24 protein-coding genes and 2 pseudogenes are annotated in these 25392 nt (G+C 69.9%); 10 read left to right on the plus strand and 16 right to left on the minus strand.

Annotated elements, in window-relative coordinates; translation table 11 throughout:
* Nucleotides 1–211 precede the first annotated feature (211 nt).
* Nucleotides 212–778, plus strand: a complete 567-nt coding sequence (locus SGA01_RS37900) for a hypothetical protein (protein WP_229918571.1) — start codon at nt 212–214, stop codon at nt 776–778.
* Nucleotides 779–1133: 355 nt separating this feature from the next.
* Nucleotides 1134–1904, plus strand: coding sequence for a hypothetical protein (locus SGA01_RS37905; RefSeq protein ID WP_141302725.1), 771 nt, complete (start codon nt 1134–1136; stop codon nt 1902–1904).
* Between the two features lie 207 nt (nt 1905–2111).
* Here SGA01_RS37905 and SGA01_RS37910 read toward each other — a convergent pair whose 3' ends face one another.
* Nucleotides 2112–2477, minus strand: a complete 366-nt coding sequence (locus tag SGA01_RS37910; RefSeq protein WP_141302726.1) for a hypothetical protein — start codon at nt 2475–2477, stop codon at nt 2112–2114.
* Nucleotides 2478–2551: 74 nt separating this feature from the next.
* Here SGA01_RS37910 and SGA01_RS37915 point away from each other — a divergent pair.
* Nucleotides 2552–3148 (plus strand): annotated as a pseudogene (locus SGA01_RS37915) (nucleoside deaminase); the annotation flags it as partial.
* A gap of 105 nt (nt 3149–3253) precedes the next feature.
* Here the strand turns inward: SGA01_RS37915 and SGA01_RS37920 are convergent.
* Nucleotides 3254–3784: a dihydrofolate reductase family protein gene (locus SGA01_RS37920; RefSeq protein WP_141302727.1), complete on the minus strand. Its 531-nt coding sequence runs from the start codon at nt 3782–3784 to the stop codon at nt 3254–3256.
* Complete coding sequence (locus SGA01_RS37925) at nt 3781–4362, minus strand: TetR family transcriptional regulator (protein WP_141302728.1); 582 nt, start codon at nt 4360–4362, stop codon at nt 3781–3783. Before SGA01_RS37925 ends, SGA01_RS37920 begins: the two co-directional genes overlap by 4 nt.
* A 258-nt stretch (nt 4363–4620) precedes the next feature.
* Here SGA01_RS37925 and SGA01_RS37930 point away from each other — a divergent pair, with 258 nt between their 5' ends.
* Together SGA01_RS37930 and fabV are read left to right on the plus strand one after the other, a co-directional pair.
* Nucleotides 4621–5853, plus strand: coding sequence for a PP2C family protein-serine/threonine phosphatase (locus SGA01_RS37930; RefSeq protein ID WP_141302729.1), 1233 nt, complete (start codon nt 4621–4623; stop codon nt 5851–5853).
* A 257-nt stretch (nt 5854–6110) separates the two neighbouring features.
* A complete protein-coding gene (fabV, locus tag SGA01_RS37935; protein WP_141302730.1) occupies nt 6111–7319 on the plus strand; it encodes an enoyl-[acyl-carrier-protein] reductase FabV in 1209 nt (402 codons plus the stop codon).
* Between the two features lie 32 nt (nt 7320–7351).
* Here the strand turns inward: fabV and SGA01_RS37940 are convergent, their stop codons facing one another.
* The 3 genes from SGA01_RS37940 to SGA01_RS37950 form a co-directional block, all read right to left on the minus strand.
* Complete coding sequence (locus SGA01_RS37940; RefSeq protein WP_141302731.1) at nt 7352–8197, minus strand: MerR family transcriptional regulator; 846 nt, start codon at nt 8195–8197, stop codon at nt 7352–7354.
* Nucleotides 8198–8533: 336 nt separating this feature from the next.
* Nucleotides 8534–9115, minus strand: coding sequence for a hypothetical protein (locus SGA01_RS37945; RefSeq protein WP_141302732.1), 582 nt, complete (start codon nt 9113–9115; stop codon nt 8534–8536).
* 93 nt (nt 9116–9208) lie between these two features.
* Nucleotides 9209–9892 carry a hypothetical protein gene (locus tag SGA01_RS37950; protein WP_141302733.1) on the minus strand — a complete coding sequence of 228 codons (684 nt, stop codon included), beginning with the start codon at nt 9890–9892 and terminating at the stop codon, nt 9209–9211.
* 1095 nt (nt 9893–10987) lie between these two features.
* Between SGA01_RS37950 and SGA01_RS37955 the strand changes: the two genes are divergently transcribed.
* Entirely contained in the window at nt 10988–12256 is a 1269-nt protein-coding gene (locus SGA01_RS37955; protein ID WP_141302734.1) for an FG-GAP-like repeat-containing protein, read from the plus strand.
* Nucleotides 12257–12324: 68 nt separating this feature from the next.
* On the plus strand, nt 12325–12741 hold the full coding sequence (locus SGA01_RS37960) for a PPOX class F420-dependent oxidoreductase (protein ID WP_141302735.1): 417 nt from the start codon (nt 12325–12327) through the stop codon (nt 12739–12741).
* 15 nt (nt 12742–12756) lie between these two features.
* Here SGA01_RS37960 and SGA01_RS37965 read toward each other — a convergent pair.
* A pseudogene (locus tag SGA01_RS37965) lies at nt 12757–13036 on the minus strand (IS5/IS1182 family transposase); the annotation flags it as partial.
* Nucleotides 13037–13549: 513 nt separating this feature from the next.
* On the opposite strand from SGA01_RS37965, the gene SGA01_RS37970 reads away from it, so the two are divergent.
* Entirely contained in the window at nt 13550–14083 is a 534-nt protein-coding gene (locus tag SGA01_RS37970; RefSeq protein ID WP_141302736.1) for an EF-hand domain-containing protein, read from the plus strand.
* A 119-nt stretch (nt 14084–14202) separates the two neighbouring features.
* On the opposite strand, the gene SGA01_RS37975 is transcribed toward SGA01_RS37970, so the two are convergent.
* The 6 genes from SGA01_RS37975 to SGA01_RS38000 form a co-directional block, all read right to left on the minus strand.
* Complete coding sequence (locus SGA01_RS37975; protein ID WP_141302737.1) at nt 14203–15117, minus strand: SAM-dependent methyltransferase; 915 nt, start codon at nt 15115–15117, stop codon at nt 14203–14205.
* Between the two features lie 70 nt (nt 15118–15187).
* Nucleotides 15188–16297: an NAD(P)-dependent alcohol dehydrogenase gene (locus tag SGA01_RS37980; RefSeq protein ID WP_141302738.1), complete on the minus strand. Its 1110-nt coding sequence runs from the start codon at nt 16295–16297 to the stop codon at nt 15188–15190.
* A gap of 2 nt (nt 16298–16299) precedes the next feature.
* A complete protein-coding gene (locus SGA01_RS37985; RefSeq protein WP_141302739.1) occupies nt 16300–17709 on the minus strand; it encodes an aldehyde dehydrogenase family protein in 1410 nt (469 codons plus the stop codon).
* An 8-nt stretch (nt 17710–17717) separates the two neighbouring features.
* Nucleotides 17718–18473: a (5-formylfuran-3-yl)methyl phosphate synthase gene (locus SGA01_RS37990; RefSeq protein WP_141302749.1), complete on the minus strand. Its 756-nt coding sequence runs from the start codon at nt 18471–18473 to the stop codon at nt 17718–17720.
* A 488-nt stretch (nt 18474–18961) separates the two neighbouring features.
* Complete coding sequence (locus SGA01_RS37995) at nt 18962–19465, minus strand: GNAT family N-acetyltransferase (protein WP_141302740.1); 504 nt, start codon at nt 19463–19465, stop codon at nt 18962–18964.
* A 198-nt stretch (nt 19466–19663) separates the two neighbouring features.
* Nucleotides 19664–20191 (minus strand): GNAT family N-acetyltransferase, encoded by a 528-nt coding sequence (locus SGA01_RS38000; RefSeq protein ID WP_141302741.1) that lies wholly within the window; start codon nt 20189–20191, stop codon nt 19664–19666.
* A 153-nt stretch (nt 20192–20344) separates the two neighbouring features.
* Between SGA01_RS38000 and SGA01_RS38005 the strand changes: the two genes are divergently transcribed.
* Nucleotides 20345–20785: a DUF6086 family protein gene (locus tag SGA01_RS38005; RefSeq protein ID WP_141302742.1), complete on the plus strand. Its 441-nt coding sequence runs from the start codon at nt 20345–20347 to the stop codon at nt 20783–20785.
* A gap of 82 nt (nt 20786–20867) precedes the next feature.
* On the opposite strand, the gene SGA01_RS38010 is transcribed toward SGA01_RS38005, so the two are convergent.
* From SGA01_RS38010 to eno, 3 genes are all read right to left on the minus strand, one after another.
* Nucleotides 20868–21233 (minus strand): hypothetical protein, encoded by a 366-nt coding sequence (locus SGA01_RS38010; RefSeq protein ID WP_141302743.1) that lies wholly within the window; start codon nt 21231–21233, stop codon nt 20868–20870.
* Between the two features lie 370 nt (nt 21234–21603).
* The gene (locus SGA01_RS38015; RefSeq protein ID WP_141302744.1) at nt 21604–22479 is read right to left on the minus strand and encodes a hypothetical protein; all 876 of its coding nucleotides are present in this window, start codon (nt 22477–22479) and stop codon (nt 21604–21606) included.
* Between the two features lie 1009 nt (nt 22480–23488).
* Entirely contained in the window at nt 23489–24796 is a 1308-nt protein-coding gene (gene eno, locus SGA01_RS38020; protein WP_141302745.1) for a phosphopyruvate hydratase, read from the minus strand.
* 176 nt (nt 24797–24972) lie between these two features.
* Here eno and SGA01_RS38025 point away from each other — a divergent pair.
* A partial coding sequence (locus SGA01_RS38025) for a MarR family winged helix-turn-helix transcriptional regulator (protein WP_141302746.1) occupies nt 24973–25392 on the plus strand: 420 nt, incomplete at its 3' end.

Below are 25392 nucleotides of genomic sequence, written 5' to 3' on the forward strand. Positions count from 1 at the left end.
CCCTCCGCAACAGCGAGGGCGCCACGGCCGGCCTCAACATCCAGGCCACCACCGCCTACGGCGACATCACCGCCCGCAGCCTCTGAATCGACCAACCTGCCCACGTGCTCGCAGCACTTCGGGGCACGGGATGGGAGCCCCCGGCCCCGTGGCACACTTCCTCCCCTGGTTCACAGGGGTACACGGCCCTTGCGCACTGAAGGGGATGCTCATGAACAGGGTGGGGTGGACTGTCACCGGCCTGGCGGCAGTGATGCTGGGCGTCACCGGCTGCGGGAGCGGGGGTGCCGGGCAGCAGAAGGACACAGCGTCCGCGCCGACTGCCTCGTCCGCCACGGCGCGGCCGGACGACTCCGGGCCGATCACCAAGACGGAGATGCGCATGGTGCTCGACAGCGTGACGGCCGATGTCGGGGCCCCGCCGAACGATCCGGCCTGGGCGCGCTTGGACGCGAAGTTTCAGATCGGCACCTTGGGCGACTGCACCGTCAGTTACAAGGGGCTCGACACGGCCGCTGCCACGCTGGACGTGTCCCGCGCCAACGCCCTGGCGGACGCGCTGACCGGACGCGGGTGGACGGAGCCCCACAAGAGGAAGGAGCGCACAGCCGCGGACGGCACAGTCGACCTGGTCGAGGGGGTCTTCAAGAAGAGCGGCTGGACCGTGGTCATGGAGTACCGGCTGTTCACCGATAATCGCTCGCTCGGTCTGACCGCCTTCGACGAGGCCTGCGTCAAGAAGGTCCGCGCGGCCGGGGGCGCTGCGTTCCCCGGCTGACCTGCAGACTCCGGCGGGGTGCCCAGCGCGCGAAGGGCGCGACAGCAGCCTCGCGCCCGGGAGTGAGTGTTTCGCCATGACGAGCCCGTCGAGACTTCCTGACCCGCCGCCAGGGCCGAGCTCGTGCGCTGCGCCTTCGCCGTGACGACGTGCCCGGAAGGCCTTGACTCGCCACTCAGCAGAGCGACATCCGGATCCCGCGGCCCAAAGCCGTATGCCGAGGGCGGTCTCAGGATCGGAGCCAGGGGCTCCGAATCGAGCAGGAACCACTCACCCCATCCACCCGTCATGTCCATGGGGGTTGCCTGAGACTCAAAGCCCCTGCGCTCTTCACCACCGAGGTCCGAGGAGATCCATGGCCGACACCGTCAACTCGCTGGTCGCCCGCGTCCACGAACTGCTCGTGGCGCTCGGGACCAGCGGTCCCACCGCGGCAAGTACCGCGGGCCTCCACGACGTCGTCGCGCGCGCCACGGCGCTCGGCCCCGACGGCACGTGGCTCGTCGCCGCGGGCGAGACGAGCCTCGGTGTCCTCGCTGTCGCACACGGACAGGCGGACCAGGCCGTCTACCACCTCGACGCCGCGGTGGCGGCCGGTCTCAACGACTGCGTCATGTTCCACGCCGCCCCCTTCCGTCCGCTGCACTACGATCCCCGCTTCCAAGCCCTGTATCAGCGGATGCGCATCACCGAGGCCGACCTCGACGAGCTGTTCTGGCTGCACCAGGAAATGCGGCTCATGGCGCGGGACGCCGAGAACGCGATGGTCGACAACATCGGCCGCCTCGACTCCGGGGTGTCCGTGCTCCCGCAAGCCCCCATACCGACCCGCGAACCGCACACCCTCGGCATCCTGATCGCCCGCATCGATCTCGCCGCGACACAGACCGCACTCCAACAGGCCGCCTTGAAGCTGGACTTCCAGCGCAGCTCCGGCAACACCAGCCTCAGTCTCATCGACGACTCATGGGACTACACCCGCGCCAGACGCGACGCCCGGCACGCCGACGACCTGGATTCGCAGCGCCTGCGGGCCGCCGAAGCCCGGGCTTTCGTCGAACGCCCCGGCGCCGGCACCACGCTCCTCCCCTGCCCGCCACTGGGCTCGATCACCTACCCGGCCTGAAGAGGAGCGCACCAAGTCGGTGGCCGGTGAGGCTTCGTCGCCGGCCACCGTCCGTCGTTTCGTGCGCCTGTCTCCCCTCGCTCGTGCTGCTCGCGCGCCGCACTCGCCGTCCGCATGCGAGGCGGGTTTCGTCGAGGCTGGTGGGAACCGGCCGCAGAGACGGCGATGCCTCCGCCCGGCCGGCGGAGGCATCGCGGCGGCAGGTACTCAGGATCCGGTCAGCCAGTCTTCTTCAACGCCGCTGAGAACGAACCCGTTCTCGAAGCGCACTCTGTACCTGATCCGAGCGCCGACTCCGGCGTCGAACCCTCCTTGCCGGACCAGTTGCTGACGGAGTTCCCCGATGAAGCGGGCCGCGTGGGGCTCGAACCGGCTGTCGCGGAATCGCTGATCGAAGTCCGCGAGTTGGTCCTGGGCCACACCGCCCGCTTCCTGGGTCAAGCCCGTGACGACGCCCCCCAAGCCCTCGGCCAAGTACAGCGGACCGGGCAAGCCGTTCCTGGCCGCCGTTTCGTCCGCGGTGACCTGCACATCCCTGGTCAGCCTCACCTTCGCGCCGGTCTCGTACGGCATGGCGTACCCCCTCGTTCGATGTTGGATCTGCCCCTGACAAGCGTAGGCCGCAACACGCGCCCGAGGCAGTCAGGCGATGCCTGGCCCTGGCGTACGAGGCGCTGGCCGCCGGCGGGTTGGCGGTGGGATCCGTGATGACGGATGCGAGCGGGGCGGTACTGGCCGAGGGCCGCAACCATGCGTACGACGATGCTCATGGAGGCGGTCCGCTGCGCGGGACGCCGCTTGCCCACGCCGAGATGAACGCGTTGGGCGCGGCGCGAACCGGGTGGGACCTGAGCCTGCTCTCTCTGTGGAGTACCCAGGAGCCCTGCTCGATGTGCACATCCGCCGCGGCATTCACCGGCGTAGGTGCTGTCCGGTATTTGGCCCCTGACCCATGGGCACTGGCCCATGGGAGCGATGGCTCCTCGGGTGTGGCGGGAATGGGTCGGCAGTCTTGGCTCGTGGCGGCCAATGTCATGTTCTTGAAGAGCGTTTCATCTGCTGTTCAAGGGGCGGAGCCGGCAACCCTGGTCCGTTGTCGCGAGCTGGAGCCGGAGACCGTCGGTCTGCATGATTCTCTGCCGCCGGGTCTGCCAGTGGCCACACACTTTGAATCGTGGCTGGCCGAACTCTGGCCCGCCATCGGTGACGCCGCGACCGTCCGCCGCCATCGGGTGGGGAACTGAAGGGCCATCCGTTGTGCCCGATCAGCAGACAAAGTGCCCGTACCGATGAACCCGGGCTTGCTTCAGCACTTCCAGCAGCAAGACGGCGCTACGTGGTCACACCCGCTACTTCTCCACTGTGTACCGCAGCTGCGCAAAGCCGCCGCCGAGGTCGGCGACCGTGTCCAGGCGAAGCGGAACGTCGTCGTGCAGCTCGCCGAAGAGCCGGTGGCCGCTCCCGATCAGGACCGGGGCGACGCTGATGATGAACCGGTCGACGCGACCCGCGCGGATGAAGCTCTGGATGAGACGTCCGCCGTCGGGATAGACGTGCACGGCCCCACGCCGTTCGAGGTCGGCGACGAGGGTGTCCATGTCGCGGTAGACGGTGATGCGGGGGTCGGTGTCCTCGGGGAGGGTGGTGCTCAGAACGCCCACGTGACGGTCGCCGTAGGGCCAGTTCTCCTCACCGAAACCGATGACCGTCTCGTAGGTGTTGCGGCCCATGATCACGGCGTCCACCGAGTCGAGGAACTCGAAGAAGCCCATGTCGCCGGCCTTTTCGCCGCGCGAGGTCAGCCATTCGATGTCGTCGTTCGGACGGGCGATGTAGCCGTCGAGGCTGGTACCGATGAAGACGGTGGCGGTAAAGGTCATGAGGTCCTCCCGAACAAGAGGTCAAGGTCGCCGTGGAGCAGCGCGGCGGGATCGCCGTCGCCCGTGAGAGCCCACTGCAGCAGGGAACCGTCCATGGTGATCTTGACGGCTCGGGCCAGGCGCGGCACGTCGGTGCCGGCGGGGAGCTCGCCCTTTGCGGCAGCTTCGGCGAGCAGCTCTCGCAGGACCGCGTCGACCGCTCGGGTGTGCGCGGCGGCATGGACGCGGAACTCGGGGTCGGAGAGGTCGAGCTGGAGCATGCCGAGGTGATTGGCCATCTCCTCGGGAGTGGACATGTGGCGGGCGAACTCGTCGGCGACGGCATGTACCGCTGCCAGGGGCGAGTCGCGCGCGGCCCGCGCCCTGCGGTACGGCTCGTCGGCGCCCGCGGCGGCGCCCGCGGCGAATGCCAGGAGCAGGCCCCGCTTGGACCCGAAGCGCTGCGACAGGGTCGCCGGGGAGACCCCCGCTTCGACACCGACATGCGCCAGGGTGAGCCTGCCGGGCCCGTGAGCGCCGATCGCGCGCCTGGTGGCGGCAAGGATGTCGGTGTCGCTGGTAGCGCGTGGTCGTGGCATGGGTGCCTCCGTTCGAGATCGACCGTAGCACATTAGTAAATGGCTGCTCATTTATTAATGTGTGCCCCGGGGAGGCAGCCCCCTGGCCCCCTGGTCCTGGTCGGCGCGGATCAGGAAGCTGGTCCGGTGTCGCGGATCGCATGGTGAGGACCCGAACGGTCCACGCCGACGCACCACGACGAGCTCGCGATCCACGTGCGTGGCACCGTGGAAGCACCTATGGCCTGCAAGAGCGGCCGACGTGCGGCAGGTGGTGACGTGAGCGGACCCGGCATCGACTACCAGGCGATCTTCCATGCCCTGCCCGGCGCGGCCGCGCTGCTGACCCCCGACCTGGTGTACGCGGATGCCAACGAGGCGTTCCTTTCCATGGCCGGCCGCACCCGCGACCAGGTGATCGGCCGCTACCTCTTCGACGTCTTCCCCGACAACCCCCACGACCCCGACGCGACCGGCATGCGCAACCTCCACGCCTCCCTCCTGCGCGTCGTGGCCACCGGCGAGCGCGACACCATGGCCCTGCAGCGCTACGACGTGGAAGACCCCGACCGGCCCGGCGTCTGGCAGGAGCGGTACTGGAGCCCCGTCAACGTCCCCATCCTCGCCCCCGACGGCACCGTGGCCCTGCTCCTGCACCGGGTCGAAGAAGTCACCAGACTCATGACAGCCGGCGGCGGCCGTCCCGACGGGGGCCGCTCCCAGCTCCTCCAGGCCGAGCTCTACACCCGCGCCCGCGAACTCCAGGAAGTCAACGAACGCCTGCGCAAAGCCCACGCCCGCGAACGCGAAGTCGCCCTCCACCTCCAACAAGCGATGCTGCCCCTCCCCCACTCCCTTCATCACCACCACGCCGCCGTCCGCTACCGCCCCGCGGTAGGCGCCCTGAACGTGTGCGGCGACTGGTACGACCTCGTCGACATGCCCGAAACGGGCCGCACGGCCGTAGCCGTCGGCGACGTCGTCGGCCACGGACTACGCGCGGCCGGCGTCATGGGCCAGCTCCGCAGCGCCCTGTCCGCCGCCTCCCTCGTCGCCAACGGTCCTGCCCAGGCCCTCGAAGTCCTCGGCCTGTACGCCCGCACCGTCGAAGGGGCCGAATCCACCACCGCCGTCTCCGTCTACATCGACTGGAACAACCACACCCTCACGTACAGCAGCGCCGGCCACCCTCCACCCGCCCTGTGCCACCCCGACGGCACCGTCACCTTCCTCGACCAGGCCACCGACCCTCCACTCGGCGCACGCCCCGAACACACCCCAAGACCCCAGGCCGACACCCCCTTCACCCCCGGCTCCGTCCTCGTCCTCTACACCGACGGCCTCATCGAACGCCGCAACGAGGACATCGACACGGGCCTCACCCGCCTCGCCCACTCCCTCACCCGACACCACACCACCCACCCCGACGCCCTCGCCAACGCCCTCCTGACCGACCTCATCCCCCCAACCGGCCTCACCGACGACACCGCCCTCATCGCCATACAGCTGTGAAAGGCCGAAGCTCTACCGATCTTGACCGTCTTCCTCGACCGCGACCTCGACCTCGACCTCGACCTCGGCAGCCGTATTCCCGGACCAACAATCAGATGATCCATTCGAAGGCGCCTGGCGGAACCCTCCAAGCCCGGCTGGACATCGTTGTGCCGGTAAAGATCACCATGCTCGTCCACACGGCCGCAGACTTGTCGGACGGGGGGCCCAGACAGCCGCCACGTCCTTGTCCGTGACGACATCTGGGGCACCACACCATGAGCGAACGCGTTATCGCACCCAAGAGCCGAGGCTTCCTCTTCCTCGACTCCCACCCTGGCGGATGTCGACAACTGGTGGACGAGATGTGGCAGGCCGTCCCCGGCCCGGCCCCCGCCGGGAGCAAGGCGCCGGTGGCCCTGGTCATCGGCTCGTCCGCCGGGTACGGCCTGGCCGCCACGATCGCGGGCCTGGCCCGCGTCGGTATCCGGGGCATCGGCGTGTGCTTCGAGAAGGCGCCCGCACGGCGCACCGGCACAGCCGGCTGGTACCGCACCGCCGCCACCGACCGGCTCGCCCGACAGCACGGCCGGGACATGGTCTTCCTCAATGGTGACGCGTTCAGCGACACGGTGAAGGAGCAGGTTGCCGACCTCCTCGCCCAGCGGTTCGGAGGACGCCTCGACTACCTGATCTACTCGGTGGCCGCGCCCCGCCGTACCGACCCGGACACCGGCACCACGTACGCCTCGGTCCTCAAGCCGATCGGCTCGCCCCACACGACCAAGACCCTCGTCTTCGACGAGCACGGCGCCCCGGAGGTGAAGGAGGTCACCACGGCTCCGGCCGAGGGCGACGACATCGAGCAGACCGTGGCTGTGATGGGCGGCACGGACTGGGAACGGTGGGTCACGTTCCTGGCCGACCGGTCCCTGCTTGCCGACGGCTTCACCACCGCCGCGCTGTCCTACATCGGCTCGCCGCTCACCGCGGCGATCTACCGGCAGGGCACCATCGGCGCCGCGAAGTCCCACCTGGAAGCCACAGCACGCACGCTGGACGAGCGGCTCGCGAGGACGTTGGGCGGCCGGGCCGTGACCTCGGTCAACGCCGCCGCCGTCACCCAGTCGTCCACCGCCATCCCCGGCATCGCCCTGTACGTCGGGCTGCTGCGCGGTGTCCTCGGCGACGCGATGGTGGCCCCGATCGGACAACTGGTGCAGCTCTGGGACCAGCTGACCGGCGCCCGCCCCCTCGATGTCGACGACGAGGGCCGGGTCCGCCTCGACACCTGGGAACTCGACCCCGCCGTACAGAACGCCGTTGCCGAACGCTGGGGCAGCGCCACCAGCGACACCATCACCGAACTCGCCGACCTGGCCTGGTTCGGCGACGAAGTCCGCCGTCTCTACGGCTTCTCCGTCCCCGGCGTCGACTACACCGCCGCCGTGGAATCCGACGTTCCCTGGCCCACACTCACCATCTGACCCATGCCTCCTGGTGATCGACCGGACAAGTCCTAGTCGTCGGCAGGCTCGTCGATCGGCCAGGCGATCTCCAGGCGGTTGTCCGGATGGTCCGGTGTCCCGGTCCATCGGCGGTAGACCATCCGGGCCGGGCCCGCGAAGGCGAAGCCGTGCTCGGTGATCCAGTCGGCGACGGCGTCGTACGCGCCGAGGATCTGCGGGAACGCCGCGGCCTCGCCCTCGACCTCCGTGCAGGCGAGGGTGTTCTCGGGCAGCTCGCGCACGGTCATGCCCTCGGGCAGGTCCGTGGGCTGCGCGCCGTCTTCCCAGAACGGCAGGCACGCCTCGACGAGCGTCTCGTTCTCGTCGTCGCACACCCCGTGGAACCGGACGAAAGCGGGCCCGGTGAAGGTGAGCGGGCCGCGGCCGGCGACCTCGTACATCTCCTGGTAGGCGACGCGGAGGAAGGCGTCGAGCCCGGAGTTGTCCAGGGTCGCCCCGCGGACGAGGATCCGTTCGGCGGCGCCCTGGCGGACGGTGACGCGGTGGGTCATTTCTACTCCTTCGGTCAGTCGGCTCAACAAGCTGTGGACCACGGAGCGCTGCACCTCCAGCCGCCGTTCGGCCGCCCGCAGATGCGCGTGCAGGGCGGCGGCGAGCTCCTCCTCGCCGCCGTCGAGCAGTCGGCGCACGTCCTCTACCGGGATGTCCAACTGCCGCAGCGCCCTGATCGACTGCGCCGTACGCACCTGGTCACGCCGGAAGTACCGGTAGCCGCTCACCGGATCGACGAACGCCGGCGCCAACACGCCACTGGCGTCGTAGTGCCGAAGCGCGGTGACCGAGAGGCCGCTGGCCTGCGAGAACTGCCCGATCGGCAGCAGGTTTTTCCTGTCCACGGCACTGACTGTGCCGTCTCGCGCTACCCGAGAGTCAAGGAGTATCCGGCCGCAACACGATGATGTCGTTCCGGCGGGCCTCGGAGCGGCGGGACCGGCGGGACCAGCGACGCACGGTCCGTGACCGTGCGTGAAAGTCTGAACAAGGTGACGCACACCGGACCGGCCTCGACCGGGCAAATCCAGCCAACTGCCCCCTCGTTCAACCACGACGACGGCGACGGCGACAACCCCGGCTGATTCACCGAGAACGCCACCGACGGCAGCATCGCCCGCAGCGTCGTCTCGGCCTCCGGCGACGCCGCAGCTACCACCGGCCTGGAAGGCGACGCGGGATCAGAACGGTTCAAAGCTCGGCTCGACCGGACCGATCTCGCCGCGCTCTGCCAGTTCGTTCAGGTCTTCCGGCTCAAGGAACTCCAGGGCAGCCGGGTCGATCCCGTGGTGCGGGTCCACGTCGCGCAGGCGCTTGGCGAAGGCGAGCACGAAGTCGGTGAACCGTCCGTCGAAGACGACGGGGGCGGCCCCGTTGATGTTCGTGACGATCTTCCAGGAGTCCGGGTCCGGGTCGCACGGCCAGAAGAAGTGCTCGTCGCCGGAGTGGTCGTATCCCCAGGAGATCAGGCCGCCCGATGCGGGGTGGAACCGAAAGGGGTATTCGTCCGAGTCACGTCGCCACGACTGGCCGAACGACTCGTGGATCTTCCGCATCCGATCCAGCAGCGGGCTGGACCCCCTCGGGTGGAAGACCACCAGCTCTCCGCAGACAGACCCGGTGCCGTAGGCATCAAGGAACGCCTTGAAGTCGCCCGGCAGCGCTGAGCCGACGTAGCCCTCGACCTCGGCCCAGTCGTCCGGGGATGGGTCTCGGTCGGGTGCCGGACCGAACAGTTGCACCAGGTCATCCAAACCCGCCATACGCCCCACCTGCTTGATCGCCGTTTGCCTGGATGGTCCGCTTCGGGCAGCGTTCGCCCCCGCCGGAGTGCTCGCCCGCTTTCGACGGCGTTGCTACGCGTGGCAGCGCAGCCGGACCAGGATCGTGTCGCCTGGCAGCGTGGCGAGGTACGCCTCGCTGCCCGGCCATACCGCGGGCCCCGGCCGTTCGTGGGGGCACAGGCCGGGATCGCAGGATGCGTGCACCGCGTTGCCCCCACTCTCCCGCCACCAGCCGTCCAAGGTCAGCACGTCCGTGTCCGGCTGATGGGGGCTGGTGAGATCACGGATGTAGGCGGCGCGGTCCCCGTCGTAGCCGATGACGGGATGTTCCGCGGGGTCCGGGAACCACAGGCTCCCGTAGCCGAGGCTGTGCGGGTGGGACAGGTACGCATGGATGAGCGGCTGTGCCTTGTAGGCGGCGAACATGGCATCGCCCCAACGGTCGTCCGGGAACGCGTCGGGGTCGTTCCACCAGCGGTCGACGAAGTCCTCGAGCGGTACGGCCGGAGGATGCACTGCGGACAGTCGGTGCCACAGGTCCCAAGAGGCCGCGACCGCGCTTTCGGATGCCGCGAGCGGGCGCGAGAAGTCGAGCAGGGCGCGCGGTCCTCCGGCGCAGACTCCGAAGGAACTGGGGCAAGGCGTGCCGTCGTACCGGGGATCGTCGTGGATGAGCCTCGGGTCGTTCTCGTGCCCGGGGGCGACGGCGAACCCCGTGCCGTCACTGCCACCGTTGATCCGACGTGAGTCCCACATACCGCGGTCGACAGGGTTGTCGGATGAATCGAGGTAGAAGGGAGCGAGTGCTTCGTCAAGCGCCCTCTCGACATCGTCTGCGGCCTCGGGAGGCAGACAGACCGTCACTCTCACTCCGGCCATCGCGCTCTCCTCGATTCGCCCACCCTGTCGACTTGCCGGCGGACATCATGGCACTCGTGATCACACGTGGTGCGAGCGGCCCTCGTGGCCACGCCGCCCTTGTTCCGCGACTCTTGCTGTGTGTGGCCGGGCTCGCCGCACTACCCGGCGTGGCGTGCCGGGTTGGGCCAGCCACCGCTGTCAGTCACCGTCACCGCCGCCACCGCCTCCGCCACCGCCTCCGCCTCCGCCGAAACCACCTACATCCGAGCCTTGGTCCGTGCCGTGACCCCGGTCGTCGTCGAGGGCTTTGCCCATGCGGGTCAGGGTGCGCCCGAGGGAGACGGGGACGGGGTGGGTGCCGAGAGACCCGCGTCGGACGGAGCCAGGGGGGACGAGCGCGGCGGAACGGTGGAGCGCGTACGCGGGCACATGTCCCGCCGAGGCAGCGTCCGCGAGGCGTCGCCGTCCGGCGCCGGGTGGGCTTCCGTCGTCGGCGACGCATCAGGCCCAGGGAGACAAGGCGGCGAGCGAGTTCGTCGACCTCCGAGGAGTACCTGACAACCTCGATCACCACCCGCACCGGCTTGCTATGCGGGCAGGCGACGATGACGGCGAGCTCCACCGGGTGTTCGGGGCGCAGTTCGCCGATGACGCGCAGCCGGGCGGCCGTCCAAAGACGGCGGCCTCCGGGCCAGGCATCAGGCCGAACCCGCCACCGAGCCACCCAGGACCCGACGCCTTCCCCCGCAGGGACGGTTCGAGGTCTTCCAACGGCATCCAGGTGTGCGAGTCGGTGCCAGATGCGGGCTGCGGGCGTACGGCCGTGGCCGCCGAGGCGATGCCGGTGTCCCTACCGGATCGACCTGGTCATGGAGGGGACCCCGCCACCTGGACTGTCACTGTCACGCGGTACCTTCCCTGGCACGGCGTGTCGAGAGGGGGAGCCCCGAGGGCTCGGCTCCGCGTCGCACCTTGGAGGGGAACCCACGTATGTCTCTGCTGTCCCGTCTGCCCGGATCACCCGGCAAGCCCAAGTTCACCGCACTCGCTCTCGCAGCGCTCACCGCACTGACCACGTTCACCACTGTCGGCCCCGCCGCGAGCCCGGCCCACGCCGAGCCCGAGGACTGCCCGCGCGGCTACCTCTGTGCCTGGAAGACCGACCACGCCACCGGCGCCATGCTCAAGATCAGTGCGAGCAAGCCGACGCTCGGCGCCTGGGACAACGCGATCCGTGCCGTATCCAACCGCTCCAACCTCTACGCCTGCGGCTACAACGAGCCCTACTACGGCACCTCCGGTGGCTGGGGCGTCGGCGTTCGAAACCCGAACCCCGGCGGCACCGAGTGGGGCAACTTCGGCGCCCCCTCCATCAGCTCGATCAAGCTCGTCCCGACCTACCGCGAGTGCGACGGCCCCGCTTACCCCGAGTGGTCCGTGCGCTGGGACTCCCTCAGCCGCGGCTCCTTCGCCAACCTCGACGGCAACTACCGCTCCGACCTCCTCACCCGCGACAAGGTCGGTCGCCTCTGGTTCCTGCCCGGCAACGGCACCGGCAAGCTCGTCGGCCCCGGCTGGAACGCCATGAACGCCCTCACCCGTCACGGCGACTTCACCAACGACGCCCGCGAGGACGTGATCGCCCGCGAGGCGTCCACCGGCAAGCTCTGGCTCTACCCCGGCACCGGTACCGGAACCTTCGGCGCCCGCAAGCTCATCGGCGCCGGCGGCTGGAACGCCATGACCCGGATCACCGCCTTCGGTGACCTCACCGGCGACAAGCGTTCCGACCTCCTCGCCGTCGAGAAGGCCACGGGCAAGCTGTGGCTGTACCCGGGTACGACCTCCGGCACGCTCGGCGCCCGCAAGCTGCTCGGCGCCGGCGGCTGGAACAGCATGGACGCCCTCACCGCCCCCGGCGACGTGACCGGCGACGGCAAGGCCGACCTGATCGCCCGCGAGCCCTCCACCGGCAAGCTGTGGCGCTACAACGGCAAGACCGGCGCGCTCGCGTCCCGCGTCCTGATCGGCGGCGGGTGGAACGCCCTGGGCACCCTCATCAGCGCCGGCGACTCCGAGTACAACGACGGCCGCAACGACTTCTACGCGATCACGAACAGCCGCGCCACCGAATCCACCACCGGCAGCTCCTGCACCGGAGCCGACTGCCTCCTGTTCTACCCGGGCAACGGCAACGGCACCTTCCAGCAGGGCGGCTGGGACGGCAGCCTTTGGTACGACATGACGGCCGTGTTCTAGGCGGTGTCCGGCACGACGGGAATGTATTCCGGTGCGCCACACCACGGAGCCCGATTAGCCTCCCCGACATGCCCATTGAGATGAACGACACCGTACGCAGCCTGTTTGACGCACCGCACCCGGCCGTCTTGTCCACCCTCAACCCTGATGGCAGCCCGCAGAGTTCGGTGGTCTGGGTGAGCCGTGACGGCGGCGAGCTGCTGGTCTCCACCGAACAGGGCCGGCGCAAGGAACGGAACATACTCCGCGACCCACGCGTCGGCCTGACCGTCTTCGACCTCGCCAACCCCTACCTGTACGTCGAGATCCGCGGCACGGCCACCGTTACCGAGGACGCCGGCCGCGCGGTGGCCGTCCGCATCGCCGAGGAATACCTCGGCCCGGGCGGCGGCAAGGAGTACCTGGAGGCCCCGCCGGAAGAGGTTCGAGTGGTCGTCCGCATCACCCCGACCAAGATCCTCGGCAACGCCACCAAGACCGCCTAGATTCTCTCCGGCGCGTCATGGGCGGAGCCGTAGGCGGATCGCCGCGACCGTGACGGTGCCGTGGAGGACATAGGCCCTCTTGTCGTAGCGGGTGGCGACGGCCGGGGAGTTGCGGCCCCAGCCGGTTGATCATGCGCTCGACCTCGTTGCGACGTTCGTAGATCTCGCTGTCGAAGCCGGTGGGCCGACCGCCCTCGCCGCCGCGCCGTTTGCGGTTGGCCCACAGGTCCTTCGGTTCGGGGATGGTGTACTTGATCCGGCGTCTTCGCAGGTAGCGGCGGTTGCGCCGTGAGCTGATGGGCCCGGCCCGAAGCTCGTTGCACGCTGGAGGCCCTCCCGATCAGCCGGCTCCGCCTCGACCTCGATTCAGCGACGAAGCAGCCATGGCGTGCGTCGCCTACGGGCGAGAAGTGAGAGACCGAGTTCTTGGACCCGCCCGTCTGGGCCACCACCCTCGGCAGCTTCGGCTTCGTCGTCTTGACGGCGACGGAACTCCTGTCCCCGCTGGAGGAAGCTGACGGGTCCGCTCTGTCTCAGGCGGAATGGCGCCAGATCAAGCACTGGCGGCCTGAGACCCTTGGTGCAGCACTGTTCAACTCGTGGGACTGACATCCGAGGCGCCTTGGGCTCCGCCAGGTCCCTGATCGCCGACCTCCGGTCGGACCCGCCCGGGCTGATTGTCGGCGAACTCGCCCTTTCCGGTAACGGAGGCCGCTTGACCGTCACGCTTCTCTCCCAGCTCGGTTATGGAGAAGCACTCATTGAGCCAGGCCCGGGATCGACGGGCCGCGGAAGACAGGTGACGGACATGCGCACTGAGGCCGCCCAGCGGGTCGAGCTGGTTTTCTCCCTCTTCGACGCCAACGGCAACGGGGTCATCGACTCCGAGGACTTCGACCTCATGACGAACCGTGTTCTGGAGGCGGCGGTCGCATCGGACGGCGATGCCAAGGCCGCCATCCGGACTGCGTTCCGCCGCTACTGGACGACGCTGGCCACCGAACTGGACGCCAACGGCGACGGCGTGATCAGCGTCGACGAGTTCCGTCCGTTCGTGCTCGACCCCGAGCGCTTCGGTCCCACGATCGCCGAGTTCGCCGACGCGCTCGCCGCACTCGGCGACCCCGACAAGGACGGCCTGATCGAGCGCCCGCTCTTCGTCTCGCTGATGACGGCGATCGGTTTCGAGGAGCCGAACATCCACGCGCTCTTCGACGCCTTCGGCCCGGATGCCGAGGACCGCATCACCGTGGCGACCTGGGCCGCCGGCATCGAGGACTACTACGCGCCGGACATGGCCGGGATCCCGGGCGACCAGCTGGTGGCTGCCCGGGCCGTCTGACGGTCCGTCGGCGTCCCGGCACGCTGCCGCTCGCCGGCGGGCCGTTGCCGGGGCGCGTCCCATCGAGCGGGGCCCACACCCCCGTACTCCCTACGGGCGTCGTCGTGAGCGTGCGGACGTCATCGCCGGGGCTTGTGCGCGAACACCCACCGGTTCCCCTCCAGCGCGTCGTTCGGTTCGGGGAGGGGGCCGCGTCCGTGTCGGCGGGAGAAGTCGAAGGGCGTGTGCATCGATGTGGACCAGCCCTTGGCCGTCAGGTCGCCTGCCGAGTCGGGTCGTGGTCCCCTGTCGAAGAGGTCGAGCAGGTCGATGCCGATCTGTTCTCGCGTCGCCGTGTAGATCGAGCTGTCGCGGTACGCCAGCAGGTCCTTCTCCAGCTTGGCCTCGAAGGCCAGAGCGCTGTCTCCGGTGGTCAGCCGGTCCACCGTGTCGATGAGATACGTCTCGGCCCCGCTCGGCAGGTAGAAGAGCAGTCCCTCGGCCAGCCAGACGCTCGGCACGTCCGGGTCGAAGCCGGCGGTGGTGAGCGCGGTGACCCAGTCCGCGCGCAGGTCGACCGGTACGGCCACGCGCTTCACCTTGGGGGCGGCCGAGAGGTCCGTGAGCACCCGCTGTTTGAAGGCCAGTACGCCCGCCCTGTCGATCTCGTAGACGACCAGGTCGGACGGCAGGTCCAGCCGGAAGGCGCGCGTGTCCAACCCCGCCCCCAGCAGGACCACTTGGCGGACGTTCGTACCGACCGACCGGAGAAGGAAGTCGTCGAGGACCCTGGTCCGCAGGCCGAAGTAGCGGGCGAACCGCCCCCACAGCGGGTTGTCGTCCCCGTCCGGGACCTGTTCGATGCGTACCGGCCAGTCCGCGCTTGCCGGGGCTGCGCGCACGAAGTGTTCCGCGTAGACGTCCTGGGCCAGGCTGTCGTGGCGGTGGGTCTCGATCGCCCGTGCCGCGGCGACCAGGAGGGCGGTCAGGCCCACACCTCCGTCCAAGCCGTCCAAGCCGTCCACGTCTGTCTGCTGCGGCGTCGTGCCGGCCATTCTTCCTCCGTTGGCGCGAGTGAGGGGTGGAGCGTGGGGAGTGGGGAGTGGGCGGTGGCGCGTGCCTCGCTCATCGGCTTCTTGCTGCCGGGAGCAGGACGGGTTTGACCACGCGGCCCGCGTCGCAGTCGCGTTCGGCCTCGTTGATGTCGGCCATGGGGTACGTGCGGATCAGCTGGTCGAAGGGGAAGTGTCCGGCCCGCCACAGCCCCACCAGCCGGGGTATCAGCAGTCCCGGCACGGCGTCCCCTTCGCAGATGTGGCGGATGCTGCGACCTCGGTCGAGCGTGCCCGGTTCGAGCGGGAGCGCGGTGTGGAGGCGTGCCACCAGGCCGAGGGTGCCAGTGGGGCGCAGTCCTTGGAGCGCGTGGTTGATGAGCGGTGCCGAGGCCGTGGTGTCCAGGGCGTACTGCGCGCCGCCGTCGGTCAGCCGTCGGATCCGTTCGGGCAGTCCGGCCGTTGCGGCGTGCAGGGGGATCGCGCCGAACCGCTCGGCCAGGGCCAGCCGTTGGGGATGGCGGTCGACGGCCACGGTCAGTACGCCGGCGGCGGTGGCCGCCATCACCGCGGCCAGGCCCACGGCTCCGGCGCCGAGGACCGTCAGGGTGTCGCCGGGGCCTGCGGCGAAGGTGTTCAGTACGGCTCCGGCGCCGGTGAGGAAGCCGCAGCCGAGGGGGCCGAGCAGTTCGAGCGGCAGTGCGGGGTCGATCCGTACGGCGTTGCGGGCCGGGACGAGCGCGTATTCGGCGAACGAGGACTGGCCGAACCATCGGGGGGCCAGCGCTTTCCCGGTCGCGTCGGTGAGCCGTGGCGGGTCCTCCTCGCGTCCCCCGAAGAGGTTGAGGGAGGCGAAGGAGTCGCAGTAGGCGGGGGCCGCGGCGCGGCAGTTCCGGCAGTGTCCGCAGGAGTCGAAGCTCAGCACGACGTGGTCACCCACGTTGATCGCGGTGTCAGAGCCGCCGCCGCCCGTCCGCACCACGACCCCGGCGCCCTCGTGGCCGAGGACGGCCGGCAGCGGGCTGCGGCCGGCGGATCGCCGGACCGCGAGATCGGTCCGGCACATCCCGGAGCCCGCGATCTCGACCAGGATCTCGTCGACGGCGGGTTCCGTCCGCAGGGTCACCTCCTCGATCGTGAACGGGTCCTCGTACGAGCGCAGTACGGCCGCCTGGAACTTCATCGTCACGCCTCCTGCGGGCGCGGGCGGTGTACGACGAACGGCCGGAGGTTGCCGTAGAGCCCCCACGGTCCCCCGGCGACGCCGACTCCGCTGTCCTTGACGCCTGCGAAGGGCTGGGCAAGGGACAGTTCGGCATGGTGGTTGATCCAGGCCGTGCCGCATTCGAGCCGGTCGGCCACCTCTTCGGCTCGGTCGAGATCGGTGCCCCATACCGAGCCGCCCAGTCCGAATCCGGTGCTGTTGGCCGCGTCGACGGCTTCGTCGAGGCTCCGGTACGGCAGCACCGGCAGCACCGGTCCGAACTGTTCCTCGGTCACCACCGGACTGCCGGGCGGGACGTCGGTGAGGATCGTGGGAGCGAAGAAGTATCCCGGTCCGTCCAGCCGGTGACCTCCGGACGCCGCCCGGGCACCGTCCGCCAGGGCCTGCTCCGTGACCTGTTCGACCCGGACCAGCTGCGGAGCGTTGTTGACGGGCCCCAGCCGGGTTTCGGGGTCGAGGCCGGGCCCGACGACGACGCTCTTCGCGCGCTCGGCGAGGGCTTCGACGACCTCGGCGTGGAGCCCGGCCGGGACGTAGACGCGTTTGACCGCCATGCAGACCTGCCCGCAGTTGCGAAACGCCGCCCAGAACAGCCGGTCCGCGATCCGGTCCACGTCGACGTCGTCCAGCAGGACGGCGGCGTCGTTCCCGCCCAGCTCCAGGGTGACCCGCGCGAGCGAGGCCCCCGCCGCCCCGGCGACGGCCCGCCCGGTGGGCACCGAGCCGGTGAAGGTGACGTGGCGGATGCCCGGGTGGGACGCGAGGCGGGCACCGAGGGGTTCGCGGCCGGTGACGACGGTCAGGACCTCCTCGGGCAGGACGGTGGCGAGAACGGAGCCGAGCAGCCGGGTGGCGAGCGGAGTGAACGGCGACGGTTTGAGGACCACGGTGTTGCCCGCCGCGAGCGCGGGCGCGAACTTCGCCGCCGCGAGCTGGAGGGGAAAGTTCCACGGCACGATCGCGGCGACGGGTCCGAGGGGTCGCCAGCGGACCTCGCTGTGCACGGGCCGGCCGTCGTCGATCCGGCGGGTCCGGGGGGCCAGGTCGGCGTAGTAGCGCAGGCGGGCCGCGGTACGGGCGACCTCCGCGTACGACTCGGCCAGCGGCTTGCCCTGTTCCCGGGTCAGCAACCGGGCGAGGTCGTCGCCGGCCGTCTCCACGGCGTCGGCCGCGCCGCGCAACGCGGCGGTGCGAGCGGTGGGGTCGGAGCGCCAGTCGTGCCAGGCTCGTCGGGCGCGGGCGACCACGTCGTCCAGCTCGCCCGGCTGCTGGTCGGGGGCCTCGTCGAAGGTCTCCCCGGTGGCCGGGTCGACGACGGAGAAACGTGTGGCCCGGCGTCCGGGGACGCTGTCGGCCTCAGGCATCGGCATGCCGGCGGTCAGTTCACGGCGGGGACGCCGACGGCGTGCTCCCGGCCCTGCCGGTCCATCTCCGCCCGGAAGGCGGAGATCAGATGCGGCTGAATCCGCCCGGCGTTGCGGTCGCCTCCCTCGCAGACCGCTCCGCGCACGCCCACGATGTCCGTTCCCATGCGCGTCAGCGGACCGAGGTCGGCCTGCGTGATGCTGCCCGCGAGGGCCGCGAGCAGACCGGAGGTGTGGGCCCGTCGTACGAACTCGGCGCAGATGTCCGGAGGAACGTGGTCGAACAGCCGAGTCCCGTCCTTGATGGCGGTGTCGAGCATGGCCGCGTCGGCACCGGAGCGGGCGGCGATGTCGGGCACGGCGAGCGGGTTGACGCAGCCGACGCGGTGGGCGTCGGCATAGCCGGAGGCGACGACGAGCGCGTCGGGACGGTGGTCCTTCACCGCCCGGACGACCGCGCGCATGACCTCGATGCCCTGTTCGGGCGTCGTACAACCGTAGAGGCCGACCTTGATGTACGTGGCGCCGGAGACGACCGCTCCGAGCGCGGCCTGCGCCACCGTGCCGGGCTTGTAGGGGACGTCACCCACGGTGGCGGACACGGGCTTGTCCGCCGGAACCGCGTCGCGGATCTCCCTGATGACCCAGGGGAAGTTGGCACCGAGCGAGCCCTCGTCGGGCTTCTTGACGTCGACGATGTCGAGGTGCTCCGCCGCCTTCGCGCAGTCGAGGGCTTCCTCGACGCTGTCCGGGGAGATGAGAAGCAACACCATGAGCTCCTTCCGCCGCATGTCCCTCTCGCCGAGGGACAGGGGTGCGGATCGCCTGGTTCCTTTTACGGTGCGCTCATCATTTCCGCCCCGTGCGGGCACCGGTAGGGCGCGCAGAGTGCCCGTAGGGGCGCTCATGGTCACGTGTTGTGCGCCGTACGTGCATCAGCACACGGTCAGTGTCCGACTCCTGGTACGCATACGGTCGCCGGCAAGCGGATCAGTTCGGCGCCGATCCGCTGCTGACCGTCTGGACGCGGCCGACTCCGCCGCCGCGGCGGGGCACGTGGTCCCTGCGACCGGAGGGGCCTGGCGGCGCTATGCGTCTGGGGTTCGGATCCTTCCTGCTGCCGCCCGACGCCGATCCGCTCACGGCGGGGGCGGACTCAGGACCGCTCATCGTCCTCAGCACGAGCGGTTACCGACGACCACCCAATCGAGACGGCCGTTCGAGCACCAAGCCCCCGGAGCATGACGACAAAAGCTACTTACGCGTCGGGGTGCTCCGGCAGGGCGAGCCAGTCCGACCAGGAGATCTCTCGGCCGAGGAAGCGCGGCTGCTCGAACGGCCAGTCGGCGGCTATCCACTGCGGCACCAGCTCGTCGAGGGCCTGCTCGACCTTGCTGTCCACCAGCTCGTCCACCACCCACCAGGAGATCTCGCCGTCCGCGCCGGCCCTCTCCGGTGGGTCGATGTAGACGCAGCCGAGCAGAGCTGTCTCCGCGGCGTCGAACAGCGCGTAGTTGAAAGACTGGTGTGCGGCGATCTCCTTCTCGTGCCGCAACAGGTCGGCCTGGTCGGCCTCGTAGGTCATGGTGGCCGCGGGCCAGCCCCAGGCGGGGCCGAAGATGGTCCACAGCCGCTCGCGCGAACCCATCACAGCCGGATAGTCGAGCGCGGTGTCCGCCTCCCGGATCGGCCGCAGGTGATGACCACTGCCCGGCAGCGGTACCAGGACGGGATGGACGAAGTTATCGGGGAGCCAGCTCATAGCGCCCGACCGTAGCAGCGCGTGGCCCTCCGCTCCCCTGGATTCTCCCCGCATACCGCCGGCCCTGCTCTCATGCCGGGCAGTGCCCGCGATCACCCGATCGAGACTCCCGTTCGATCGACAGACTCCATGATCGGTATGATAACGGCTTCATACTTCCTCCCCGCTCCCGGCCTCGTCTCCACCGAAACGGCGAGGTCAGTCGCCGAGGATCCGCTCCCACAACAGCCCGTCCCGCCAGCTCCCGTCGAGAAAGATCGAGGAGTGCGCAACGCCATACGGGCTGAACCCGTTGCGGCGCAGCACCCGTTGCGACGGCAGATTCTCCAGATTGGTGGACGCCTCGGCGCGGTGCAACCCGAGTTCGTCCGTCATCACTCGGAGTACAAGCTCGACGGCGCGCCCGGCGTGGCCTTGATTCTGGGCGACGCTGGCGATCCAGTATCCGACGGAGCCACGGCGCAGGTGCGGCTGCGGCAGGATGCCTCCGACGGTGACCTGCCCGATCACCTGGTCGTCGGCGAGCACCACGCCCGGCCACACCGAGCCGGCCCGGTATCCGGCCAGCAGGCTGTCGATCCGCTCCGCCTGGCCCTCCGGGGTGAAGAAGTCGGCCGGCTGGGCCGGTTCCCACGGCCGGAAAGCCTCGAAGTCCCGCACCCTGTGCTCGGCTATCGGGGCGGCGTCCGTGGGCTCGATCAGGCGGATCCTGGTGCCGCTGCGCATGGGCTGATCCTCGTCGCGGTGGGTCGGATAGGACGGCCAGCCTATGCGGGGGTGCCCGCGCCGCCGCAGCTACGCCCACCAGAGGATCGAGTCGATGGCGCAGCTCGTGCTCTCGGTACGCTGGTCTGTCATGACCAGCTGAAAGGTGCCGCGATGAGCCAGTACTTCGACCTCGGCGACGAGACACTGTGGAACCCGTCCAATGGAGCTTCTCGCATGTTCCAGCGCCAGGTGGCGGTCTTCGAAGCGGAGTTGGAACTCCCGTCGGGCATCGGGCCGATGGAGAACGACGAGTGTCAGATCAGCCCCGACACTTTCGAGATCTTCGTCAACGCCCTGCTGGCGAAGCACCGAGGATCGAGCCACGCCATCTGGCTCGCGCTTTCCGAAGGCTTCATCGCCATAGTGCTGGTTCTTGCAGAGCGCGCCGGGATCAAGGTGGACTGGGCGCGGCACGGAGCCGCCTTGGAGGCCTCGCCCGAAGACGTGCAGGTTTCCGCTGTCACGGGGATGTCCGCACCTGCGGAAGGCGGAGCGTGGGCTGCGGGCCTGCGCGAAGAGGCGCGGAAGCTGGGAGGGCGCATGCCCCGCTGACCGGAGCGACTGCCCGGGACGAACCGATCACAGCCCCTCGCCGCTGCAGCCCAGTGGAGTTCGAGGCCGCGCGGCAGCCGGGTCAGCTCGCCGGGCTGGTCAGGACGCAGTTCGGATAGTCGTTGTCCGGATCGCCGACGGCGACCCAGAGCTTCAGGACCTTGCCCTGCTTCAAAGCGGAGTAGGCGTCGGGCACCCGCCCACGCACTTCGGGGTGATCGGCGTCGAAGGTCACTCCGACGAAGCTTTGCTTCTCGTCGGAGCCTTGCTTCCAAGTACCGGTTCCGGACCAGGCCAGACTGTCGTACCAGCCGGCGGCGAGGCAGACTTTGTCGGCGACGAACGTCCCGTCCTGCTTCAGCGTGATCGTGCCGCCGTCGCGATCGGTCCACGTGGTCGCGAGTTCGGCCGGCTTCAGAACGACCGGTTCGCCGTCAGGCGGTGGCATGACGGTGAACCTGCCGCAGGCCGTCAGGGCGAGGGCCGCGGCTATCAAGGTCAGCGCAGTACGACAGGAACGCAACACAGTCCACCCCTAGCGGGTTCCGCGGGCCGCGTGCGCGACCGGTGCGCCCAAGAGCGCATCCGTACCCTGGCACAGAGTTTGAACGCGTTCAAGTCGTAGTTGTCGGCAGCGGTCACCCCCTTCACGAGGCGTGAGACCGTACGGCAGTGGATTGCGCCCCACTGGTGCTACGCGTTGGCCTCGGCCAGCGGGCCCATGTCGCGTACCGCTGTCGTCCCGGGTACCGGAGTCGGTCAGAACACCCCAGGCGCCACACCGGATGCTCGCTCTCCGTCCTCGGCGGCCGGGCCGGCTACGGCTCGGCCTGGTGCTCCAGGCGCTGAACGGCGCGAGCGGCCTGCTCGGCGGCCCTGCGCGCCTCCCGCACAGCACGTTCCGCCGCCTTCACCGCCGTGCCGGCCTCCGCAGTGATCCCCTCGGCCGCGGACTTGGCCTTCCGGGCCTCCTGCAATTCGTGCTCCAGTCGGCGAACCCGGCCGACCTCCTCCTCCGCCCCTCCTGCAGCGGCTTCCAGCGCGTCACGGGCCTCGTCGAGCTCCCGCTCGAACCGGCCGACCTCCGCCTCGGCCTCCTCCGCCACCACACGAGCCCGCTGGAGATCACGCAACCGCCGCTCCCCCGCGCCCGCCCGTTCCTGCTTCGGCGCGAACGGTTTCGCCGGAACCGGGCGGGCGGGCACCTCGTCCGGGGCGATGGCGGCGAAGTCGACCGCGGCTTCCGGCACCTTCACAAGGCGGCCCTTCGACCACTGCTCGGCGACATCGGTGCGGGCCAGTACGGCGTGGAGGGTCTGCTCGATCTCGTGGAGCACCGTGTCGCTCACCGGCTGCCCCGCCTCCGCGGCGAGGACGGCGGCTGTACGGGCGAGCGCTCCGACCAGCTGGTGCTGCTGACGGGCCGCCGCGCGCAGCCGCGCGCCGTCGAGCGTCCGGTGGGCTTCCCGGAGTGTCTCGCCCAGCTCCAGGAACCTCGCGGTCTCGTCCGGCTGCTGACGGGCCAACTGGTTCGCGGCCCACGCCGCGAGCGCCGGCCGCCGCAGCGCCGCGATCGCCTTCGCCACCGCCGCGTCCTTCGCTTGGCGCGCCTGGGCGACGTACGCGTCCCGCGCCGCGGTGAACTCGCCCGGCTTCAGCCCGTACAGCTCGTCGGCGATCTCCTCGACATCCACACCCCGTACTGTGCGCCGCTCTCACCCAGCTATCACGACCGCGCCGACAGCTACTCCGCCAGATGCCCGCCCAGGTCACCCACCTGGCACACAGCACCTCGCCACAGGCCTTGCGGCCCACCACAACGTACGGCCGGAGCACGGCTTCCGGGCAGGACGGGGCTCGAAGGTACGGCCGCCCGCCGCCCCGTACACGGACGGCCCGGGCAGCCTCGCGGTCAGCTACGAAGGGACCGTCCTGGTCGCAGTCCTCGACAAATGGCTGTGACGTATTCGGATTGATGCCCGTAAGCAGCGCCTCTCCGGGCTAGCTTCCAGCGCTATCCCCGCGCAGCACAGCACGGACCAGAGCCACGTCCGCAGCAGGGATGGCGAGTTCCCAGTAGCGATCAGCTGCTTGCAGGGACAGTAGACGGAACATGTCCCTATCGACCGCGAGTCTTGCCGAACCGACGACCGGGCCCGCCCCATGAACGTGGAACGGAGCAACCAAGACGACGTCCTCACCAGATCTACCGAGGACCCGAAACGGCCGCCACACCACTGGCGAAGCTGCGGCGGGATCCAGAATCAGCGACCCCTGCCGGAAACGGTGGCCGTCACGGACGAACGCGGAGACCTCGCGAGCCTGTCCAGCGTTCGACGCTACGACGTCCGCCTCGGCGCGATGCCGAGCGTCTTCTCTGAACTGCTCGATGAGACGACTCGGGTGCCGGAGCAGATCCGTGAAGGTCTGCGTCCCCGCAGCCCGCCGTGCCTGTTGTCCCACCGTTGCCCCCTGCATTGCGGTCGTCTCCAGGGTAGCGGCGAGACGTGCGGGATTGCCCGGAGCCAGGTTCTTCAGCGCTGACGCACCCACCCTGACCGCCGCGACGCCCGGATGGAACAGACCGAGGAACCCCTCAGGGTCCTCGGTCTGCGGGGAGTTCGGTCAACGAGCCGGGGACGAGACCTTCATCTGATCGACCAGGCGAGTCGCAGGCAGTGACAGCCAGGCGGCACCGGTCGTTCAGGCCCGGCGCAGCGCGGAGCGGCCCGCGTAGCGTGCCGAGTCGCCCAGCTCCTCTTCGATCCTGATCAGCTGGTTGTACTTCGCCGTGCGGTCGGAGCGGGAGAGCGAGCCGGTCTTGATCTGGCCGCAGCCCGTCGCCACGGCCAGGTCCGCGATGGTGGTGTCCTCCGTCTCGCCCGAGCGGTGCGACATGACGGCCGTCCAGCCCGCCTGGTGGGCGGTGGCCACGGTGGCCAGCGCCTCCGTCAGGGTCCCGATCTGATTGACCTTGACCAGGACCGAATTGCCGACGCCGGTGCGGATGCCTTCGCGGAGGAGTGTCTCGTTGGTGCAGAAGACGTCGTCGCCGGTGAGCTGGCAGCGGTCGCCGACGCGGGCGGTGAGCTCGCGCCAGCCGTCCAGGTCGTCCTCCGCCATCGGGTCCTCGATGGAGACGATCGGGTAGGCGTCGATGAGCTTGGCGAGGTAGTCGGCGTTCTCGGAGGGGGTGCGGCGGACTCCCTCGCCGGCGTAGTCGTACACCCCGTCGCGGAAGAACTCCGACGACGCCGGGTCCATGACCAGGCCGATGTCCGCGCCGGGGCGGTAGCCGGTGCGTTCGATGGCGGCCATCACGAAGTCCAGCGCCTCTTCGGCGGTGCGCAGGGCGGGCGCGAAACCGCCCTCGTCGCCGACGCCCGTGGAGTGCCCGGCTGCCTGCAGATCGCGGCGCAGGGTGTGGAAGACCTCGCTGCCCATGCGGACGGCCTCGGCGAAGGTGTCCGCGCCTACGGGCGCGATCATGAACTCCTGGAAATCCAGCGGATTGTCGGCGTGGGCACCGCCGTTGACGATGTTCATCATCGGCAGCGGCAGGAGGTGGGCGTCGGCGCCACCCAGGTAGCGGTAGAGCGGCCGGCGGTGAGCCGCCGCGGCGGCCTTGGCGGCGGCGAGGGAGACGCCGAGGACCGCGTTGGCGCCGAGGCGGGACTTCGTAGCGGTGCCGTCGAGGGCGACCAGGGCGGCGTCGAGCCCCGCCTGATCCGCCGCATTCCGGCCGCGTACGGCCGTCGCGATCTCCCCGTTGACGTGGGCCACCGCACGGTCGACGCCCTTGCCGTGCCAGCGCGCGGAGTCACCGTCACGCAGTTCCACGGCCTCCCGGGCGCCGGTGGAGGCGCCGGAGGGTACCGCCGCGCGCCCCAGGGAGCCGTCCGTCAGGACGACGTCGACCTCGACCGTCGGGTTGCCCCGGCTGTCGATGATCCGGCGGGCGGTGACGGTCTCGATGCCGGTGTCGGCGGTCCCGGCTTCTTTCGCGGACATGGGTGTTCCTCCCCGTTGTCGTGTGCCGCGGCCCCGGCTGCGACGACGCTGACGCTGGGCCCGACACCACCAAACCCTACAGCAAGGCTGCACAGTTTGGCTGTGCAGTATTGCCGTACAGCGATACTGCACAGATCGGGTGCACAGCCGCGCTGACCAGCGCGGTAAAGTGCCCTATGCCCACCTCGGAAGCCGCCGCCATCGCCGCCGAACTACGCACCGCGATGGGCAAGCTCACCCGGCGCGTCAAGCACGAGGACCGCATCCCGCTGGGCCAGGCCGCCGTACTCGGCGCGCTCGACCGCAACGGCGCCATGACCACCAGCGACCTCGCGGCCGATCAGCGCGTACGCCCCCAGTCGATGGCCCGGTCGGTGGGGCTGCTCATGGAGCAGAACCTGATCACCCGCCGCGCGCACCCCACCGACGGCCGCAAGACGCTCGTCGAACTGTCGGACGCGGGCCGGGTCGCACTCGAAGCGGAGCGCGGCCGCAGGGCCGGCTGGCTCGCGCAGGCCATCGAGGCCGAACTCACTGACGACGAGCGGGAGTTGCTGGCGCAGAGCGCGGCCCTGCTGGAGCGGCTGGCCACGCGC

This window comes from Streptomyces gardneri, assembly GCF_006539185.1.
In the GTDB taxonomy this organism is placed as follows: domain Bacteria; phylum Actinomycetota; class Actinomycetes; order Streptomycetales; family Streptomycetaceae; genus Streptomyces; species Streptomyces gardneri.

Excerpts from the sequence above, each read along its gene's own strand:
- SGA01_RS38000 (WP_141302741.1), bottom strand. The coding sequence starts at position 20,191 with ATGCGCAGCGGCACCAGGATCCGCCTGATCGAGCCCACGGACGCCGCC.
- SGA01_RS37985 (WP_141302739.1), bottom strand. The coding sequence starts at position 17,709 with ATGCCGATGCCTGAGGCCGACAGCGTCCCCGGACGCCGGGCCACACGT.
- SGA01_RS37955 (WP_141302734.1), top strand. The coding sequence starts at position 10,988 with ATGTCTCTGCTGTCCCGTCTGCCCGGATCACCCGGCAAGCCCAAGTTC.
- SGA01_RS37900 (WP_229918571.1), top strand. The coding sequence starts at position 212 with ATGAACAGGGTGGGGTGGACTGTCACCGGCCTGGCGGCAGTGATGCTG.
- SGA01_RS37995 (WP_141302740.1), bottom strand. The coding sequence starts at position 19,465 with ATGAGCTGGCTCCCCGATAACTTCGTCCATCCCGTCCTGGTACCGCTG.
- SGA01_RS37905 (WP_141302725.1), top strand. The coding sequence starts at position 1,134 with ATGGCCGACACCGTCAACTCGCTGGTCGCCCGCGTCCACGAACTGCTC.
- eno (WP_141302745.1), bottom strand. The coding sequence starts at position 24,796 with ATGTCCGCGAAAGAAGCCGGGACCGCCGACACCGGCATCGAGACCGTC.
- SGA01_RS38005 (WP_141302742.1), top strand. The coding sequence starts at position 20,345 with ATGAGCCAGTACTTCGACCTCGGCGACGAGACACTGTGGAACCCGTCC.
- SGA01_RS37920 (WP_141302727.1), bottom strand. The coding sequence starts at position 3,784 with ATGACCTTTACCGCCACCGTCTTCATCGGTACCAGCCTCGACGGCTAC.
- SGA01_RS38010 (WP_141302743.1), bottom strand. The coding sequence starts at position 21,233 with ATGCCACCGCCTGACGGCGAACCGGTCGTTCTGAAGCCGGCCGAACTC.
- SGA01_RS37910 (WP_141302726.1), bottom strand. The coding sequence starts at position 2,477 with ATGCCGTACGAGACCGGCGCGAAGGTGAGGCTGACCAGGGATGTGCAG.
- SGA01_RS37945 (WP_141302732.1), bottom strand. The coding sequence starts at position 9,115 with ATGGCGGGTTTGGATGACCTGGTGCAACTGTTCGGTCCGGCACCCGAC.
- SGA01_RS37960 (WP_141302735.1), top strand. The coding sequence starts at position 12,325 with ATGCCCATTGAGATGAACGACACCGTACGCAGCCTGTTTGACGCACCG.
- SGA01_RS37980 (WP_141302738.1), bottom strand. The coding sequence starts at position 16,297 with ATGAAGTTCCAGGCGGCCGTACTGCGCTCGTACGAGGACCCGTTCACG.
- fabV (WP_141302730.1), top strand. The coding sequence starts at position 6,111 with ATGAGCGAACGCGTTATCGCACCCAAGAGCCGAGGCTTCCTCTTCCTC.
- SGA01_RS37970 (WP_141302736.1), top strand. The coding sequence starts at position 13,550 with ATGCGCACTGAGGCCGCCCAGCGGGTCGAGCTGGTTTTCTCCCTCTTC.
- SGA01_RS37975 (WP_141302737.1), bottom strand. The coding sequence starts at position 15,117 with ATGGCCGGCACGACGCCGCAGCAGACAGACGTGGACGGCTTGGACGGC.
- SGA01_RS37950 (WP_141302733.1), bottom strand. The coding sequence starts at position 9,892 with ATGTGGGACTCACGTCGGATCAACGGTGGCAGTGACGGCACGGGGTTC.
- SGA01_RS37925 (WP_141302728.1), bottom strand. The coding sequence starts at position 4,362 with ATGCCACGACCACGCGCTACCAGCGACACCGACATCCTTGCCGCCACC.